Annotated in this window: 10 protein-coding genes; 2 read left to right on the forward strand and 8 right to left on the reverse strand. The window is 48.5% G+C overall.

Annotated features, from left to right (window positions below; all coding sequences use genetic code 11):
• Positions 1-26: 26 nt before the first annotated feature.
• From MRY86_RS06265 to MRY86_RS06275, 3 genes are all read right to left on the reverse strand, one after another.
• Positions 27-788, reverse strand: coding sequence for an SDR family oxidoreductase (locus tag MRY86_RS06265; RefSeq protein ID WP_293567040.1), 762 nt, complete (start codon positions 786-788; stop codon positions 27-29).
• 250 nt (positions 789-1038) lie between these two features.
• Positions 1039-1449, reverse strand: a complete 411-nt coding sequence (locus MRY86_RS06270; RefSeq protein WP_293567039.1) for a hypothetical protein — start codon at positions 1447-1449, stop codon at positions 1039-1041.
• A gap of 285 nt (positions 1450-1734) precedes the next feature.
• On the reverse strand, positions 1735-2241 hold the full coding sequence (locus MRY86_RS06275; protein WP_293567038.1) for a KilA-N domain-containing protein: 507 nt from the start codon (positions 2239-2241) through the stop codon (positions 1735-1737).
• 160 nt (positions 2242-2401) lie between these two features.
• On the opposite strand from MRY86_RS06275, the gene MRY86_RS06280 reads away from it, so the two are divergent.
• A complete protein-coding gene (locus MRY86_RS06280; RefSeq protein ID WP_293567037.1) occupies positions 2402-2539 on the forward strand; it encodes a hypothetical protein in 138 nt (45 codons plus the stop codon).
• 31 nt (positions 2540-2570) lie between these two features.
• Here MRY86_RS06280 and MRY86_RS06285 read toward each other — a convergent pair whose 3' ends face one another.
• The 5 genes from MRY86_RS06285 to MRY86_RS06305 form a co-directional block, all read right to left on the reverse strand.
• Positions 2571-2801 (reverse strand): hypothetical protein, encoded by a 231-nt coding sequence (locus MRY86_RS06285; protein ID WP_293567036.1) that lies wholly within the window; start codon positions 2799-2801, stop codon positions 2571-2573.
• 600 nt (positions 2802-3401) lie between these two features.
• Positions 3402-3851 carry a hypothetical protein gene (locus MRY86_RS06290; protein ID WP_293571083.1) on the reverse strand — a complete coding sequence of 150 codons (450 nt, stop codon included), beginning with the start codon at positions 3849-3851 and terminating at the stop codon, positions 3402-3404.
• A gap of 3 nt (positions 3852-3854) precedes the next feature.
• On the reverse strand, positions 3855-10358 hold the full coding sequence (locus tag MRY86_RS06295; RefSeq protein WP_293571084.1) for an RHS repeat-associated core domain-containing protein: 6504 nt from the start codon (positions 10356-10358) through the stop codon (positions 3855-3857).
• Between the two features lie 43 nt (positions 10359-10401).
• The gene (locus tag MRY86_RS06300; protein ID WP_293564040.1) at positions 10402-11784 is read right to left on the reverse strand and encodes a T9SS type A sorting domain-containing protein; all 1383 of its coding nucleotides are present in this window, start codon (positions 11782-11784) and stop codon (positions 10402-10404) included.
• Between the two features lie 488 nt (positions 11785-12272).
• Complete coding sequence (locus MRY86_RS06305) at positions 12273-12911, reverse strand: LON peptidase substrate-binding domain-containing protein (protein ID WP_282777807.1); 639 nt, start codon at positions 12909-12911, stop codon at positions 12273-12275.
• A 139-nt stretch (positions 12912-13050) separates the two neighbouring features.
• Between MRY86_RS06305 and MRY86_RS06310 the strand changes: the two genes are divergently transcribed.
• Positions 13051-18615, forward strand: a complete 5565-nt coding sequence (locus MRY86_RS06310; protein WP_293564042.1) for an MG2 domain-containing protein — start codon at positions 13051-13053, stop codon at positions 18613-18615.
• The last annotated feature ends 32 nt before the right edge of the window (positions 18616-18647 follow it).

Raw genomic sequence — 18647 nt, forward strand, 5'->3', positions numbered from 1 at the left:
ATCGTTCCGTTTTAGGGCAAAAAAATTTAGTTGGCCGCCAGCAGCGGGTTCACATTAATACCGCCGTCGATGTTGTACTCTCCGCCGGTGATGAAGGAGGCATCATCGGACGCCAGGAAGACAACCAGATTAGCAATATCCTTGGGCTGCCCAAACCGCTTAAGGGGCACCCGGTTTTGCATGGCCGTCGCAAAACCATTGAGCTGTTCATCCGGCATACCAGTCTTGCTGAAAATAGGGGTGGCTACAGGGCCGGGGTTGACAGCATTGACGCGGATCTGACGAGGGGCGAGCTCGGTGGCTGCCGTGCGGGTGTAGGCGTTCAGTGCGGCCTTTGAAGCGGCATACACGGCCGTATTCGGCATGCCGGTGTAGGCGTTTACAGAAGACAGATTGATGACGGAAGCCCCATCGTTAAGCAGGGGCAGAAACTTCTCAATGGTAAAGACCGCGCCTTTGAAATTGATCCCCATCTGATGGTCAAACATCTCTTCGCTGATCTGCCCGATTGGTGCGGGGGCGAAAATCCCGGCATTCACAAACAGGATATCTACCTTTCCGTATCCTGCCTCCACCTGCTCTACAAGATGGTCAATGGCACTGAGCTGACTCACATCAGCGACTATGCCCTCCACCTGAAGGGCCTCCGCCGCTTCTGCCACTTTCTCCGCTGAGCGGCCAGTGATGATGACCTGCGCGCCTGCTGCTTTCAGGCTTTCTGCACTTGCGTATCCGATGCCGCTGTTACCGCCGGTGACTACGGCTACTTTTCCAGTTAAATTACTCATGATGGTTGTTGTTTTATGGTTTTAGAATGATCGTTCCAATTAAAGAACAAATACAAGAACGATCGTTCCAGATAAAAGTTGAGCGCTTTGTTATTTTTTTTCAAAAACCCAAGGCTACACGGTTCAGGTTGCATGGAATAGTAAGAAAGGGTACTTGGATAACAGGGTGGGCGCGAGTGAGAAAAGCTTCATTTAAGAATGAAACAGAAGTTGGCAATGCCGTAAGCAACAATCTGACCACTTCAAAGTATCAGACCCAACTCAACAGCAACAGCGCCCTCAAACTCCAGATAATGGTGCGTATCCAGTTGGTTTGGACCAGGCGGGCGTGGTTTTTCGGATCAAATGCCTGGCTTAGCGCATTGTGCAATGGTACCTGAATGAAAAAGGTGGAGCCCCAGAGCCCTAACAGCCCTGCTGCATTTACCCACCAAAGCCAGCTGTCGGTATGCTGAAACAGCAGCAACAGCCCACTCCCCAGCTCAATCAGCATAGGCGGGGCGGTAACCCAGGAGGTGAAGCGGGTGTGCGCCCGTTCGTAGTCGATAAAGCTGGAGGCGCCTACTTTGCCCATGAGCGGGTAATGCACGACCTGCACAAACCAGATTAGCCCCAGCATGTAGAGCGTGAATAAGAGGTGAGTTTTATATGCCCAGTCCATTAGCAAAAGTTAACATTAATCAATGCCTATCATGAAGTCACGCTGCAGCAACGCTTGCAAGTCCAGGCTTATCACTTGGGAAGAAGGAAACTGGATGCGAAACAAGATTACCTTAAATATTCTTCAATTGACTGTCGGCAACTGCATTGCTTAAGGAACGTAACTATATTAGATATGCTTTGTTCGTTACGATCTGGGCGTAGGGAATAGATTTCCACCGTCCCAGCATAATATCATTGAATAGTGGCTGGTTTCAGAGTGTCTTGCTGATAAGCCCAGCGAATTTTAAGAGCCAGGGGTTTCAAACAGACTATGGCACTCGGTGGGGGCACACTTCAGGCTCCAGTCTAAACTTTCTTCTTTTTCCTGAGCCTCGATCTTCTTTAGCCTCTGGAATTCCTTGGCGATATAAACCTGGAAGGTGGGCGACAGCCACAGGGCAAAATTGAAGGCGATATCAGGATGAGCATACGTCCCGCCATAACGCCCTGTTTTAGCTTTTATTCCAATAGCGTTTGTTTCACTTGACCATTTCTTCACGGAGAGCTTGAAGCGGTTCAGACCGGTTTGCGCGAATATTCCGTCGAATCCGACGGAATTAAAATCGGAGTTGTGAACGCTCTCCCACACCCCCAAGAATTCAACAGTGTTCCGGTTGCGCATCCAGTTTTCTATGTGCGATCCGCCACCATCAAAAGCAGCATCTATGTCTGTTAAAGACAGGTAGTCCCCTTCACTGGAGATTAAGGTTATCTTCTTACCCTGTACTAGAATGTCCTTTTTCTTAGCCATGGAAACGAATATACGCTAAAAGTAAGGAATCGGGAAGCAGACACTTTTTCATGTGTACACTGTAGATATGTTTAGTTCGGTTGGGATAAGAACACTGATTGGAAACTCTAACAAAGAATGAGTAAGTTTAGAGCTTATCATCATAACTATTGCATAAAATATGGAACTGCTCAAAGATCCCGATATGCTCAAACATTTGAATGATATTAACAACCTGCCGAAAAAAGATAAGGAAGGAATTTTGTTTGCTCTCGATGGTTTACTGCGAGATGCTAAAACAAGGTTGGCTTATCAATAGAAAAAGCCCCGGTTTCCCGAGGCTTTCTAATTTATTCTTTAAGCAGTAACTCTTTCTTGGCAGCTTGCAATGCTTCCAAGAATATAAAATAATCTACTTCCTTAATTTTCGGTTCATCGAAAAATTCCAACTTTAATTTATCAGCCCCTTCATCTTGATTTAAAAGAGCAACGTCTTTTCCATCTATATGTATATAGGCTACAAGTTTTTCGTAATCAATAGGACTACCAATAATTATCTGATATTTTTTCTCGTTGCTCATAATTGTCTAAAACCATTAAATAATCCGTTCCTTGATAATCCAAATCCACGACCCGTGGCTCCATCAAAAATTCTGTAACCACCATTACCTGCATTTTGAATAACTGGATTCTTGGAATTTAAAATACTATTGAGTACATTCAAGCCTTGTTAATTACCAGTCTTATGCGAAAATTTGATATTGTTAAAAGGACCTGGTCTACCAGCGTGCTTCTTCAAGGCTCTTCCTGCTACACTTAATCCATTTTTATCGAAAACCTGAGCACTTGACAAAACACTTTGTCTTGTCGTTTGGGGCAACATTGGTAACAGCTTCGTACTCGTTTTAGCGGCAAGCCCCTGCCCACCAACCTTACTAGTAATGACTACTACCTCATCAGACAAGCTGACCCTAAAGACTATATTATCAACGCTGCCGCCTACTCCTGTCTTTATGACCGATTCACCGCCGGAAGCAATAGAAGAACCGTAGCTGCCAGCTAGTTTCTGTAGGCTGCTCGCTAGATTACTACCGATCTTTGGAGTGAGGCGCCATGCTGAAATAGTCCGTGACTATATTCTTATTGTCAAGACCCGAAGACATAAAGTTTCTTCATTCGCTTTATTTGGAGCTCAATGCCCTATATCTTTTATTGAGGGGTGATTCGTCTATGGCATTTTTAATAGAAGGATAGCTAACTTCTAAAAATTGATGGTTTTCATCAATTACCGCTAATTTTTTTGAGTGAAAGAACTCAATTACTTCTCTCAAAAAAACTTCGTAATCACAAGAATAATCTACTCGTAAAGAAACCGATGCTACTTGGTCATTCTCGCGATAAACTTCTAGGCAATTGGATTCCTCATTGCCAAAAATCAGTAAGTCTTTGCTCCACGACTTACCTTTAGGAAGAATTTTCTCAAAATCTTCAAAAAGACTAGTTGAAGCAGAAATACTTGACCAGAACACATTGTCTTCAAACAAGCCATCTTCATCGTATTGGGGTTCAAACGACTTACTTGAAACTGAGTGTTGGGGCACTACTAAAAACGTATATTGCCAAATAGCCATAACTTATTTTATGTATTTCCAAAAACCCGGATGCCTACCAGGCTCAAGTATTAAATCCATAGTACTCTTATATCCTGCATAAGGAAGTTGAACTTGTTGGACAGGAACATTTTGAATTCCTAGTTTTTGAGCTGCATAAAATCTATGATGACCATCTACGATATGCTTTATTCCGTTATGTTCAACATATTTTATCGATTGCTTTATTCCATTCTCACGGATATCGTTTAGCAATGTTTTCATTTGCGTTTTTGACTTTGTGATATAATGTGTAGGACTTAAAGCGCTTCTTGAAATATTTGTCACACCAGTGGCTTGAGCAACCCCACCATAGCGCACCCACCCCCCGGGCAAATTGATGTAAAGTTTTCCGTCGGGGAAACGGATTACAGAGCGTCCCGTTCTTACTGTAGCATTAATTGCCGCATCATCAACAGTACTAGCAGCGACACTTTTAAGGCCTCCTGCAATATTACTGCCGATATTGGCAGCAGCTCCTACCATCAGATAGTCACCGCCTATATCTAAAGCCAGATTTGCTACATCCCCTACCGAATTAATTTCCGTGACGTCAAACCGGCCAGTGGCGACCTGAATGCCTTTGTTCCCGATTGCCTGTACGCTGCCTGCGGCGGCTTGTCCGCCAGGCGTGACATACAGCGCACCTGCAGCGGCTCCGATTCCAAAGTAGCCGAGGCCTGCGCCTAAGCTTGTCACATTGCCTTTGAGCGCTTGAGACGCTAAGTTAAACAATCCCCCGACTATAGCAGCTCCTAGATGAAGCGGGGTGTCCCCGTTTGGATCATCAAATAGAATGGGGTTGTTGAGCATGGAGTTGTAAGGGGTATGACTAAAGTGCAGCTCCGCTTTCGGATCTACCTGCCACCACCGTCCCAAACTCGGGTCTAGCGTCCGGTAAAAAGCATTGTACACATCCAGCCCAAGATTAGCCGTCTGCTCGATACCGTTGTACCGGTACTTATTTTTGGGCATGGAAGTGCTCAGCCAGCCGCCTTGCATTGCCATGCCGAAAGGATAGTAATGCGCCTCTTGGCTGACCTCCGACATAGACACAAAGCCATTTCCATTGGTATCGCTGAAGAAGACCCGGTTATTGCCCAGATGGTCTCTGATAACATACTCATGGTGCCAGTTGCTGCCATTTTTGACATAGCGGCCTTCTTCGTGGTAGATGGATTGCAGCGTGCCGTTCACATATTCCATGCCGCCGGCATATTCAGTGGTTACGGATAAAGCAGAGGGGCTGCTTTGGCTGACTACCCGCTTGAGCAAATTGCCGTCGTAATCGTAGGTGAAGGTGAGGGTCCCGGTGAAACTACTGTTGTTTACAGTGATCTGCTCCGGTAGGTTCAGGCGGTTGTAGGTGGTTGTGATGCCACGCGAAGGGTCATTGGTTAGGTTGCCATTATTGTCGTACCCCATTTGCCCAGAGCTGCCTTTGAAGCCTTTGTTCTGTAGGCTATTCTCCGTAGCAAACTTGATCCGGTTTTTTTCATTCACTAAAGTAATTTGATCAATCGCCCCAAAATTAGTGGCCCCGCTGATCAGCCCATTCCGGTCGATGGAAGAAATGTTCCCCCGGTGGTCATCGTACTCAATATTCACATCATAGCGCCCGTAATTTAGGTATTCTGGGCATTCCTGAGCATAGTCATACTCTGCAAACCTTGCATCGGTAAGTCGGTCCAGATTATCGTAAGTAAATCCATAGTTTTGGATGATCCGGCTGCCCACTCTCCAACGGAGGTAGGCAACATTGCCATTGTACTGTGCAGATGCATTGAGGTCGCTGTTGCTGCTTGTGTAATAAAGGTTCTCGGCAAAAAGGTCATTCTCAGGTGCTGTATTTGGGGGCGGTGGCGGAGGCGTCGATGCCGCAGCTTGTACGCCATGGAAGATACTTTGCTCTAAAAAATTTAAAGTTTCTGAACTATAATCCGAGGCTGTTGCTTCTGCTGTTTGCGCTATGTCTGCCTTAATATTGAGGGCTATGATCTTTGCTGCATCTTCAAAGGTGAGCAGGCCTTCTACTTCCATGGTTTTAGTCTCAAAAGCAGCTACTCCCCCACCTGCTTCCCCTTCCAAGCTGATACTAAAACTTTCGTTGAAGGGTTTTAACGGAAGCTCGCCGACTGTACCTTGCAGGTCAAAGTGAAAGTCTATTGAAGTGGCATGTTGCTGCCTAACAGCTTCTTTATCATAGGTATAAGCGATTGTCCCTTTTAGTTGCGGCTCTTCGTCATAATTGCTTTCCTGCCCCGACATCATGAACAAAATATCATCATCGCAAGGTGTTTGTGCTCCACCAAAAAAAACATTGTTGATACGAGTTAACCAGCTTCGGCTGTTATAGGCAAAATCGATGGATTGAAGGACACCTCCTGAGGTGACGCCAAGGTTTTTTTCAACCAGCCTGTCCTTACTGTCATACTCCAGTTCGCTTAACTGGACCTCTGTGCCACCATCTACGCTCATGAACACCGCTTCTAATCTTCCTGAGTCATCGTATTCATATCTTTTGTCAACCTCTTTATCAGGAGTTGTGGAGCTGCTGCTATCGTAGTGGTCCCGTTCAATAGTTTTAATGTTGTCATTCATGTCATAGGTGTAGGTGTGCTCGTCCCTGCCACCTAAATAATTGTCGGTTGTTTGCGTCTCTACTCTACCATACTGATCATATTGGTATCCGGTATGCAGCATTACAGAGGTGCCCAGTACCCTTGTCTCTATGTCGGTAACCTTTCCGACATCTATGCCGGAAGTAGCTGTAGAATAGGTATATTCTTTTAGGATGTTGTCATTGCCATCTTTTATATACTCGATTTGATTGAAAGTATTGTAAAAGTACTTTGTAATGTGGCCTTCCGGGTCTGTTTCTTGTTTGATCAAGTCATTAGGCCAGTAGGTAAATTCGTACCACCCTGAGCCCGGGATATACTTACGCTCGATCAAGCCATTATCGTAGTACTCATATTTAAATGATAGCACACTGGCTTCGTTAGGTGCTCCTGGAGGGATTACGTAAGTTAAGTTCCCCTTTTCATCATAGCGGAAGTAGGTATCTGCAAACACCGAAGCGCTTACTTTTCGGCGCTTGAGCACCGTGCGGCCTAGCTTATCCTTAAATTCATAAGCATAATTGTAGTTCTCATCTTTGTACTCATATTTGTACAGTGAGCCGGCAGCATAATAGGTAGTTGAGGTTTTTTTGACATTATCAGATGCCGTGTTTACCAAGTATTTGGATTGCGGCTTTCTTGTCCATCCTGGGGCCTTCTGTTCATATAAACGGTTGAGCGGGTTATCTTCATAGTAATAATAAGTACATCCGCCAGAGGCAGGGTCGCATTGCTGAGTCATACGGCCCGCACCATCATATTCCTGGCTGGAAACATAGTCCGTACCGGATGGGGTATAATTTTCTAAGCGGGTCGTGATGCTTCGCCCCAGCCCATCGTAGTACTCTGATGCAGGCGGTATATTTGACAGCCCAGTGTAAGAAAAGGTCGTCCTGACTTTATTATCGCCCCCTGTAACCAATTGAAGGGTATAATCATATTCGTCTTTACGGTTACCTCCCCGGTCTTCCTTGGATTCTAAGCGGTTTAAATCATCGTACTTATAAGTTGTCGTTAGCCCGTCAGGTTCGGTAGCGGTGTGGAGCATACGGTCTGAATAATAAGTATAATCCCATTTCCAGTTGGTATTAAACCTTTTCCAGAGCATTTCGCCATTCACAATGTTAAACAAAGTCATTGGTGTCCCCGGAGAGTCATAACTCATCAACAAGCCAGTATGGTAATAATTCAAATGCGTTTTTTCGAGCTCCCATGTGGACGTACTTTCATGCCAGCTATAGAAGCGCTCAGGAGCATATATATCATAAGGGCCTAGGGCAGAATTTCCTACAAAATTGTCATAAACAATTTTCTGCCCCCCTACCGTTTGGAGGCTGGCTGGAGGCCCTACTTTTTTTAGGACTCTAACTGGTGAGCCAATCCGCCAGCTATCAGTAAGCTGTGCAATGCTCTCATCTTGCGGATAATAGTACTCAGTGCGGTGACGAAGGCCATCGCTATTGTCAGTGTAAGATGCGGACAGCATGTGATGATGGGGGCTGTCATATTCATAGTTGGTTTCTGTGGTCAATGTGTTGCTGAGGTCATCATAGTTTGTTACTGTTTTTTTAACCAATTTATGAAAAGCGCTAATCAAATAGTACTTGCCCCATTCGTAGCGGTCAGGGTCAGGAGCGCTTTCGGTGTAAACGGAGCGGATCGCGCCTATCTTTTTATGATCGAGCAAGTCGTATTCATACTCAGTTGCACTTACTAGATCGCCATTATCATCGTATACTTTTTGATTGCTCGGAAGACCATTTCGCCAAGAGTAGTTTGGGTTAGGGGGATAAGGGAAGTTGTCCTCTTTGGTTGGGGCTGATATCCTATCGCTTACAGATTGCGTATACACCCCACTGTCATGGCTAGGCGTTCCGTATTCCACAGGGATATTATACTCGGTAACTATTTTGCCATGAGCCACTACTTTACTTACCTTTGAGTATCCTATAGGAGGAGTATTGCTTGAATTCATTCTATCAGAAGACCCAATAAGCTCTTGGTCCACCCAATGATTGTAAGTGCAGATTTTAGTGTTTCTCAACATAGCAAATGCTGGCATTTCCAGTAAGCGCCCAGTAGTTTGGCCAGTACCGTCTTCATTTGAGTCATAGTAATAAGAAGTATTTGTCGTATTACCGTTCCCATCATTTTCAGTGACCGACTTCACCCTTAGGCCTCCACCAGTTTCTGTACTATTTAGAAACAAAAAACTGTTCGATTCATAAGTAATATCAGTGGTGCCACCTAACGGCGTAGTTATCGTATTTAAATTCCCCGCTTTTGCATAGGCAGCATCGGAGTCCCTGTCTGCTCCCGGCCTTATTATTTCTGATCCAGAATATCCCAACCGTTTGATAGGGGAGTGTATTGTTTTAAAAGCACCATTGTTGACTGCATCATCAGGATAAGCGTACAATACAGGCCGGAAGTGGCTGTTTTGATTTGTGCCATTATAGTACCCCCATAAGTCAATTTGTGAAGAATGCCTGGGAGGCATCGGAATAGTATTATATGTGAATTCATATTCAGGAAGAGCCAGGCCATTGTTTTTTTCCTGGATACTACTTAACTGTAATCTTTTTTTATGGGCGCTCATGTATGCAGGGGGAGAAGAGCAGTTTGTATTTAGTTCATTGGCCCAAGCATAAACGAAACTATATTTTTTGACTATTTGGCTTCCGCTTTTATGCTCTATGGTCGAAAGAGCTTTGGGATGTTGGTAACCTAATGGAAGGTACTGCGTGTACTGATAGATATCATCCCTGTTAAAAGTGCTTATAAAGGCTATTTCCCCATAGTCTGAAACGCCATTACCGTATGTAATTTCATCCAAGCGTTTATTTAGATATGTTTCTACAGATGATGATGAGTGGCTCGTGAATGATGATGTATCCGAGCACGTCAGCGCTTTCCACTGGAAGATATTAGAATGGTTTAAATAAATTTCGTCCTTGTATTCAAAAGTAAAATCAGGGGCTATCGGGTTATCATTTTCGTCATATAGTGGGTTGGTAATGCTAGTCAGGTGCCAGGCTGTTACCACAGCATCTACGCCCGAAAAATCCTCTCGGTATGGATCTTCCAGCACAGGGAAGCAATTTGAGCTTATATACTCGGTCCCATTATCTTTACTTTTGTATTGATCCTCATTACTTGAAATAGAGTATGATCTTTCTTCAAATTTAAAGATATGCCCACTTGGGATAGTTATCGTAAAGCTCTTGATAAGCCCCCTGTAATTAGAGGTCAGGAAACTATGATCGGTGGTGTAGCTGTAATTCTGATCAAGGTCATATTCGATTTTCAAGTCAGCCTGGCTTTCAAGCTGAGGATCTCCGTTTTTATCAAAAAAGAACTTTCCGCTTATGCCTCCTCCAATATTAAAGTAGAAAATATCAGGTTCCGAGTCTTTCCCATACTTAAACATATAGTCCTCTTCCGAAGAAGATAGCTGGCCAAAGTACTTACCGTATATGTCATCTACTGTCTGCCCATTATACAAATAGCCGTCCCCGCTGAAATTGTGCGCATCGTCCGGTAAGTCATTGACCTGCCTTGTGATCACGCCCCCGGCATTTAAGTTCCACCCCATACCGACCCAACTCGCAATTTGGCCTACCTTTGCCCCTTGTGAGGTATAATTAAGGCTAATCGGAAGGGTATAAGACTCAGACTTAACGGAAAGTAGGGGGATTGATACAGAAATAGCCCCTGTGAACTCATTAACGGTAGTGTTTGCCCCTTTTGATGTAGAAGCGATTGACGTCCCTGGTGTAGGATAGTATTCTTCATCCTGTGCTTGAATAGAAGAAATAGCTAAAAAGAATATTGCGGTTACAATTAGTAGTATTTTGGGATATTCCATTTTTCAAAGTTATAGCGGTTAGAAAAATAAATGGGCAGAGCCTCTAGCGGGCGATAATCACTGGGATTGGCTCAAAAACCTGGGCGTTATCAGACTGAATCCAAAGAAAATAGCTGCCAGAAGCAAGGTTCTTTGTATCTACAGTTGTTTGTTCCCCTATGAGTTTGAAACGTTCAATAATGTCCCGGCCTGCTAAATCCTTTAAAACAGCTGTATATGATTCCTCTGCGTCGTAATGTTGGCACTCAATCGTGAAATTCCACCTACAGGGGTTTGGGGATACTTCTAAGAGCATCTTGGATTGATTGTCATCGATGCATGGGGATATGATGAAATCTATATCGACTTCGTCAGGAACAGCACATAAACTTAGCTTTGTGCTCTTTTCCCGCAGCTCGCTTAACCCAAGCAGCTGGCCATTATTTGTAATTACTTGTAAAGGTAAATCGGTTTTCGATACTGCCGTAAAAAAGCTTGTAACCCCTGCGATGACTGGCAAGTATGTTTGATTTACACTATAATTGGGAGGGCCGTCTGTATAAATAAAAATGGCTTTATCTTCAGCTCCATCTGCAATCAGGAAATCCATTACGGAATGAAAATTAGTCATCTCCTGCATCTCTTCTTTACTGGCTATGTTCTCATTTGCGTCAAAAAAGTATTCATATAGCTTTGAACCTGGTTCAAAGTCAGCTTCTGTTATCGTCGGCAAATAGAACTGATTTACCGCGGAGTTCCCAAAAGCAGCAATCTGCAGCCCTATTTGCTTGCCTGCTAATTTTGACAACTCATCCCAGGCATGCTGTTTGTAAGTTGTCATTTCATCATTCGAGATGGAGCCGGAATTATCAAAAACGAGGAGGATCTTATCCAAAGAGCAACCTTCTGCCCACGGGTCTTTTTCTCGGTAACCGGCCGAAAAGTCCTGGCTGGAGACTCCGTCTATATTGAATTGTATATATCCCCCTGATTGGATACCGCTCGGGGCAAATCTTATTCTTGAGACTTTTTCTTCGAAAAGAAAAATAGGTTGCCTTGATAGATCATCGATACCTAGCTGAAGTGCTTTTGCTTCACCTTGACGTGTAAAACAATGAGGGACAATCTCTTCCCCATTTTGATTGTAGCCTGATATTTCAAAATGGGCCTCTCCTTTGTCTTTCGGAGTTTCGCTTATGTAAACTGATTTTGATAGCGAAAAGGAAGTGATAGATCCATTAAAGGTAATTTCAAGTGGTTCGCTTGAACTCGAGAAAGAGATTCGGTTAAATTCACTTATAGGGTCAAACCCATTCTTTTTGGAATAATTAGCTTCTAATGAATGTTTCTGATCAGCATCCCATAATGCAAAGAAGGCTTCCGATTGTGCATACGAGAGTACCATTCCTTGCAATGCAAGGATTAAGGTAAAAATCCAATTTTTCATAAAATCAGTTTTTAGGCTTTCAAAATAAATTTGTTTGCATGCCACCAACACTTGTAGCTGTATCGTTTGGAGTGCTCAGTAAGGGCATACCTGCATACCTGCATACCTATTCCAATTTGAAACTCAGCTTCAAGTAATAAAAGGCAGAAATTGATAAGTGCCTGAAAGACTAAAAACGGAAGGGATAAATCGTTGTAAAGACTTTCAGAGTTTACGCGTTTGTTCATCCGCAAAATAGAGACAAACTCTGTAAGAAGCAAACGACACAATGTTAAAAGCAAGATTATGGACAAATCGAATACGTGGTTAGATTCTTGCAGCTTCTTCAGTTTGATTAGTACAGGTACTATCGCTACTTGAATTTGATCGTACCGCTTTTTAGAGTTCGTCAGGGGTATGATATCATTTCCTCTTCCGCGAACTAAATGATTCACAAAGTTTTTGATCAGCATGGCTTAACTTTTCACCAGCTACAACATGACGTTTAGTTAGAATTTGGGCGGCTGAAGGTTCTTAAAATGCCCGTTCATCCGCGCCCGCTCCTGCAGGTTATTCATTTCCCGGACTACCGGCAGCATCTTTTCCAGATGGGCGCGCATGTATTCCTGCCGGGCCAGCTCATTCGGGATGCAGAGGAACTGATACTCCTGCTCAATGGAAAAGCCAACGTGGTGGGCCACATCAAACGTTTGTAGCGTTGCCGGGTCTTCCGGGACCGGCTTGTCGATGCTCAGCAGGGCAAATAGCTCGCCAATGAGCTCAATCAGTTGCATGCTTATGGTAATATCGCCCTCTGTGCTTGTATACTCCAACCAGTCTATCTGTGCCCCGGCGTACAGCTTCCCCGGTGCCTGCCTGAAAAACTGTTCGATCCGGAACGGGCGGATACCTTCGGTCCTGATGTCCAGTTCGCCATTGGGATACCGCTTTTCGACCGCGACCAGCCGCATTTCCGTACCGACCTCCATGACTTTGCCGTTGATATAGGCAGGAATGCCAAATGTGGCCCCCTCTTCTTCGCACGCTTTGGCCAGCTGACGGTAGCGGGGCTCAAAAATGTGGAGGTTGAGGGACTCGCCCGGGAAGGCAACCAGTTGCAGCGGAAATAAAGGCAGCATTTCGTTCATGGAATCCGGTCGTTTAGATTTTCCCGTAATAACGCCATTTACCGGCAGGTGTTGAAGGGATTGAATATTTTTTCTTTGGAACGAAAAGCAAAACCTGCTATCTTACGTGAGTTCAATTCAAACCCAAAAACCAGCCACCATGTCCAGGTCTTTTCTTCTCCCATTGGTCGTTTTCATGCATACGCTTGCTATTGTAGCGGTATTATCCTCCTGCGGTTCTAAAGAGCAACGCGCTGCCCCCATGCCGGAGAGCGCCAATGCCTACCTTTACAGCTACACGTCCGGTGTGATTTCCCGGACCAGCCCGGTGCGGGTAAGATTCGCCAGTGCAGTAGTGGCCGAAGAGCAGATCGGGCAGCCGGTCGAAGGGCTCCTGCAGCTTCAGCCCGCTAATAAAGGACAGGCGATTTGGGAAGATGCCCAAACCCTGGTTTTCCAGCCGGAACAGCACCTGGCTTCCGGAACGGCTTATGTGGCTACCGTGCAGCTTGGCGAGTTGTTTTCCAATGTGCCCAGGGAAGCGCGGGTATTCGAATTCGACTTTCGCACCTACGACCTACAGCTTTCCGCAAATATCGGCGGGCTGCGCACCCCGGACATCCGCGACCTTTCCAAACAGGAACTTTCCGGCACCGCCCATACAACTGACTTCGGCAGCAGTGAGCTCGTCGAGCAGGCCATCTCTGCTACTCAGAATGGCGAATCCCTGCCCATCCGCTGGGAACATGGCGGGCGTGGGACCGAGCACTACTTCTACGTTGAAAAGATTACCCGCACAGACCAACCCAGTACCGTTGCCGTGGCGCTGGACTACGATGGCTTTGATCAATCGGGCAGCCAAACCCTGGAATTTGTTGTTCCCGCTCTGGGCGACTTCACCCTGACCAACGTGCAGGTCAATCAGGGACAGGAGTTATTCCTGGAATTGTTCTTTTCGGACCCCCTCGATGCTGCACAGGACTTCAACGGGCTCGTGACTATTGAAAACTACAGCGGCACCCTCCGCTTCCTGGCGGACGGCAACCGGCTAAGGGTTTATCCGTCCTCCGGCATCATCGGCACCCGCAAGGTCACCGTGAGCAAGGGGCTAAAGAACAGCATGGGGGCGCCCATGAAAAAAGCCGGGCTTTGGGAGGTGGATATTCAGGATGCCAAGCCGCAGGTCCGACTGGCTGGCAATGGCGTGATTTTGCCCAATACGGAAGGCCTGGCTTTCCCGTTTGAAGCCATCAACTTGCATTCGGTGGTGGTCGAGGTCTTCAAGATCTACCACAACAACATCTTACAGTTTTTACAGGACAACACCATTGACGGAGGCTACAATCTCCGGCAAGTAGGCCGTCTGGTCAAACAGGTGGATGTCCCGCTGCAGGCCCTCAACGCGGAAGCCAACCTCAATACCTGGTCCCGCTATGCCATCAGCCTGGACGAGCTCGTTCAGTCCGATCCACAGGCGATCTACCAGATCCGTATCGGGTTCCGCCCGGAGCATACCGCCTACACCTGCTCGGAAGAGCTGAGCAGCAAGGACGATAATGCTGATCCTAATGACAGCGAATTAGAAAGCATCATGGAAAACTGGTACGGCTTTGCCGGCTATTACGATGGCTTTAGCTGGTCAGACCGGGATGACCCCTGCAAGCCTGCCTATTACAATTCCGACCGGTTTGTGCAGCGCAACGTCATCGCCTCCAACATCGGCCTGCTGGCCAAATCAGCTGATGCGCGCAACTGCACGGTTTACGCCACCGACCTCCGCACCGCAAAGCCATTAAGCAGTGTCAACCTCGAGTTTTACGACTTCCAGCAGCAGCTCATCGGCTCCGGCACTACCGATGGGGACGGGCGTTTTCAGGCAGACCTGCCCCGCGAGCCTTTTGTGGTGGTCGCTAAACAGGGATCAGAGCGCGGCTACCTCCGCCTGCAGGACGGCGATGCTTTATCGCTCAGCAAGTTTGACGTAGAAGGCGCTGTAGCGCAAAAGGGCCTGAAGGGCTTCCTCTACGCCGACCGTGGTGTTTGGCGCCCGGGCGATTCGGTTTACCTTAATTTCGTGCTCGAAGATGCGCTGGGAAAACTTCCGGCAAACTATCCCGTCACCTTCGAACTGCGCGACCCACGCGGGCAAGTCCGGGAAACCCGGACGGTCACCAACCGGGTGCCTAAAGTCTACCCCCTCCACTTTGCCACCGCCACAGACGCCTTTACCGGTATCTGGAGGGCTACAGTGAAAGCCGGGGGCGCCACCTTTACGAAAAACCTCCGCATTGAAACGGTCAAGCCCAACCGGATCAAGATCAATTTCGATTTTGGTACGGAACAGCTCAGCGTAGCCAATGCGCCCTTCTCTCCTACTCTTCAGGCCAATTGGCTGCACGGGGCGCCGGCCTCCAACCTGGAAGCACGCATAGAAGCGCAGCTGCAATCCACCAATACCGCCTTTTCCAGCCGGCCGGATTATGAATTTGACGACCCTGCCCGCTCCTTCAGTATGGAGCCGCGTTTGGTTTGGGAAGGCAAGCTCAATGAGGAAGGCGCAGGTTCGCCCGCTGTCGATTTGGGAGACCAACAGGAACTCCCCGGCCGGCTAACCGCCAACTTCCAAACCCGGGTATTCGAACGCGGTGGCGGGTTCAGCACCGACAATTTCAGCCTGCCCTATGACCCCTACAGCGCCTACGCCGGACTGTCCATCCCCAAAAACAAGTACGGCAGCAAGCGCATCAATAGGAACGAGCGCACCGATATCCCTATGACGGTGGTGGACACCAAAGGCAAACCGGTGGCCAACCGCAAAATCAGCGTGGGGCTCTACCGCGTAGACTGGCGCTGGTGGTGGGACCGCAGCAATGGCAACATCTCCCGTTACAATACGGCTACCCACTATGGTGCCGAAGAAAAAACCACCCTCACCACCGGCTCCGACGGAAACGTTGCCTGGCCCGTAACGGTCAGAGACTGGGGCCGCTATATGGTCAGGGTTTGTGATACCGAGAGCGGGCACTGTTCCGGCGACTTTTTCTACGCAGGCAGCCCGTGGTACGGCGATCAGGAAGGTAACCGGGAAGCCGCAGCTATGCTCCCCTTCACGGCCGACAAAGAGCGGTATGATGTTGGAGAGCAGGTGACGCTGCGCCTGCCAGAAGCCCGTGCCGGAAGAATCCTGGTCAGCCTGGAAACCGGCAGCGAAGTGCTGCGGTCTTTCTGGGTAGACGCCAAGCCGGGTGAAAACACCATCACTTTCGAGGCTACGCCCGACATGGCCCCTACCGCCTACGCCCACATGACACTGCTGCAACCCCATGGCAAAGTGGAAAACGACTTGCCCATCCGGCTTTACGGGGTCATTCCGGTCAATGTGGAAGACCCGGCCACCCATCTTAAGCCAGAAATAAAAGTCGCCGAAGAGCTCCGCCCAAAACAAGACTTTACGGTGAAGGTCAGCGAAAAATCCGGCCGCCCCATGGCCTACACCCTTGCAGTCGTCGACGAAGGGCTGCTCGGGCTGACCCGCTTCGAAACCCCAGACCCGTGGAAGCACTTCTACGCGCGGGAAGCTTTGGGCGTACGCACCTGGGACCTTTACGACGAGGTGCTGGGCGCTCAAAGCGGGCAACTGGACCGAATGTTGAGCATTGGCGGGGACGCTGCTGCAAAGGTGCAGGCGGCTAAAAAGGCCAACCGCTTCGAACCTGTAGCCATGCACCTGGGCCCCTTTTATTTGGAAAAAGGCAAAACCGTTTCCCATACCCTGCAGATGCCTAACTATGTAGGAGCAGTGCGGGTCATGGTCGTTGCCGCCGAACAGCAAGCCTACGGGCATACCGATCAATCTGTGCCCGTCCGCCAGCCGCTGATGGTCCTCGGCACCCTGCCCAGGGTACTCGGCCCGGGCGAATCCCTGCAACTCCCGGTCAATGTATTTGCCATGAAGGACGGTATACGGGATGTCAAAGTCACGGTGAAGTCGCCCGGCAGCCTGATTGAACTGCCGGAGCCTTCCCAGCGCATCCAATTCCAGCGGACGGGCGATCAGCTGGTCAATTTCCCGGTACGGGTGGCGGAGCGCATCGGTATAGCGAAGTTTACGATCACAGCGGAAGGCGGCGGCCACAAAGCCACCCAGGAAATCGAAATCGAGGTCCGAAACCCTAATCCCGTAGTAACGGATGTGGATGAAAAAGCCCTTGACCCCGGACAAACCCATGCCTACAATTTTGAAAGCCCGGGCATGCCTGGCACCAATGAGGTAGTACTGGAAGTCAGCAATCTCCCGCCAATCAATCTGGAGCAACGGCTCAATTACCTGATCCGCTACCCCTACGGCTGCCTGGAACAAACCCTCTCCGGCGGCTTCCCTCAGCTCTATGTCAATGACCTGCTCAACGTGGAGGAGGACCAACGCCAGCAAACCACCAAAAACATCAAAGCCACCATCAACCGGCTCGGCTTATTCCAGCTGGGCAATGGGGGCATGGCGTACTGGCCCGGCGGCAGCACCGCCAGCACCTGGTCCACCACCTATGCCGGGCATTTTCTGCTTGAAGCCAAGGCGCAGGGGTACTTTGTGCCGCCCACTATGCTTGACCAATGGATACGCTATCAGCAGGAGACCGCACGACTCTGGTCCGCTGATGCAGCCGCGTACGGGCTATACCACGCCGGCAATCAGGCACTGGACCAGGCCTACCGGCTCTACACCCTGGCTTTAGCCAAGGCACCTGACCTGGCCGCCATGAACCGCCTGCGCTCCAATGACAACCTGAATACTGCTGCGAAGTGGCGCCTCGCTGCCGCCTACGCGCTTACCGGCAAAATGGATATGGCCCGGCAGATGGTGCGCAGTGCGGACCGCAATATCGGAACCTATCAGGAAATGGGTTCCACTTTCGGATCAAGGCTGAGAGACCAGGCCATGATCCTGGAAACCCTTGTGCTGATGGAACAAACAGACGAGGCGGCTGAACTCCTGCGGGATATCGCCAGCGAGCTCAGCAGCCTGGACTGGCTCAGCACCCAGGAAACCGCTTACAGCCTCCTGGCTATCGGCAAATTTGTAAAAGCCAAAGGCACCGAAGCTAATCAGCCCATCGCCTTCGAGTACACCGCCGATGGCAATACAACGGCTGCCGGATCGGACCATCCGGTAATGCTTATCCAACTATCGGAGGACAGCAAACAGGTTACGGTCAGGAATACCGGCAAGGGCCTCCTCTTCACCCGGGTCATCCGGAGCGGGCAGCCCCTGACCGGCGAGGAGACCGCCCTGAACAGTAAGCTGCAAATGGATATTGCTTATAAAAATATGGCAGGCGAGCCGATCAGCCCGGCGAATCTGCCGCAGGGCGCCGATTTCATTGCCGAAGTTACCCTTACGCACCCCGCCAACCGTAACTACCGGATGTACGAAGAGCTGGCCCTGGAACAGATTTTCCCCTCAGGGTGGGAAATCAGGAACACCCGCATGTCCGGTTTCTCAGATGAGGCCGATACGCCGGAGTACCAGGATATCCGGGATGACCGGGTACATAGCTTTTTTGACCTGGGCTGGAAGAAAACCAAGACCTTCCGGGTACAGCTGAACGCGGCCTATCAGGGGCGGTTTTACCTGCCTGCCACCCGCTGCTCGGCCATGTACAAAGCGGATATTGAAGCCCGGACCGCCGGCCAATGGGTGGAAGTGGGACTGCCGGGCGCGATTTAGATTTCGGAGAACCTTTTAAGCCGGATCAAAAA

It is taken from the genome of Phaeodactylibacter sp., assembly GCF_022763345.1.
Taxonomy (GTDB): Bacteria; Bacteroidota; Bacteroidia; order Chitinophagales; family Saprospiraceae; genus Phaeodactylibacter.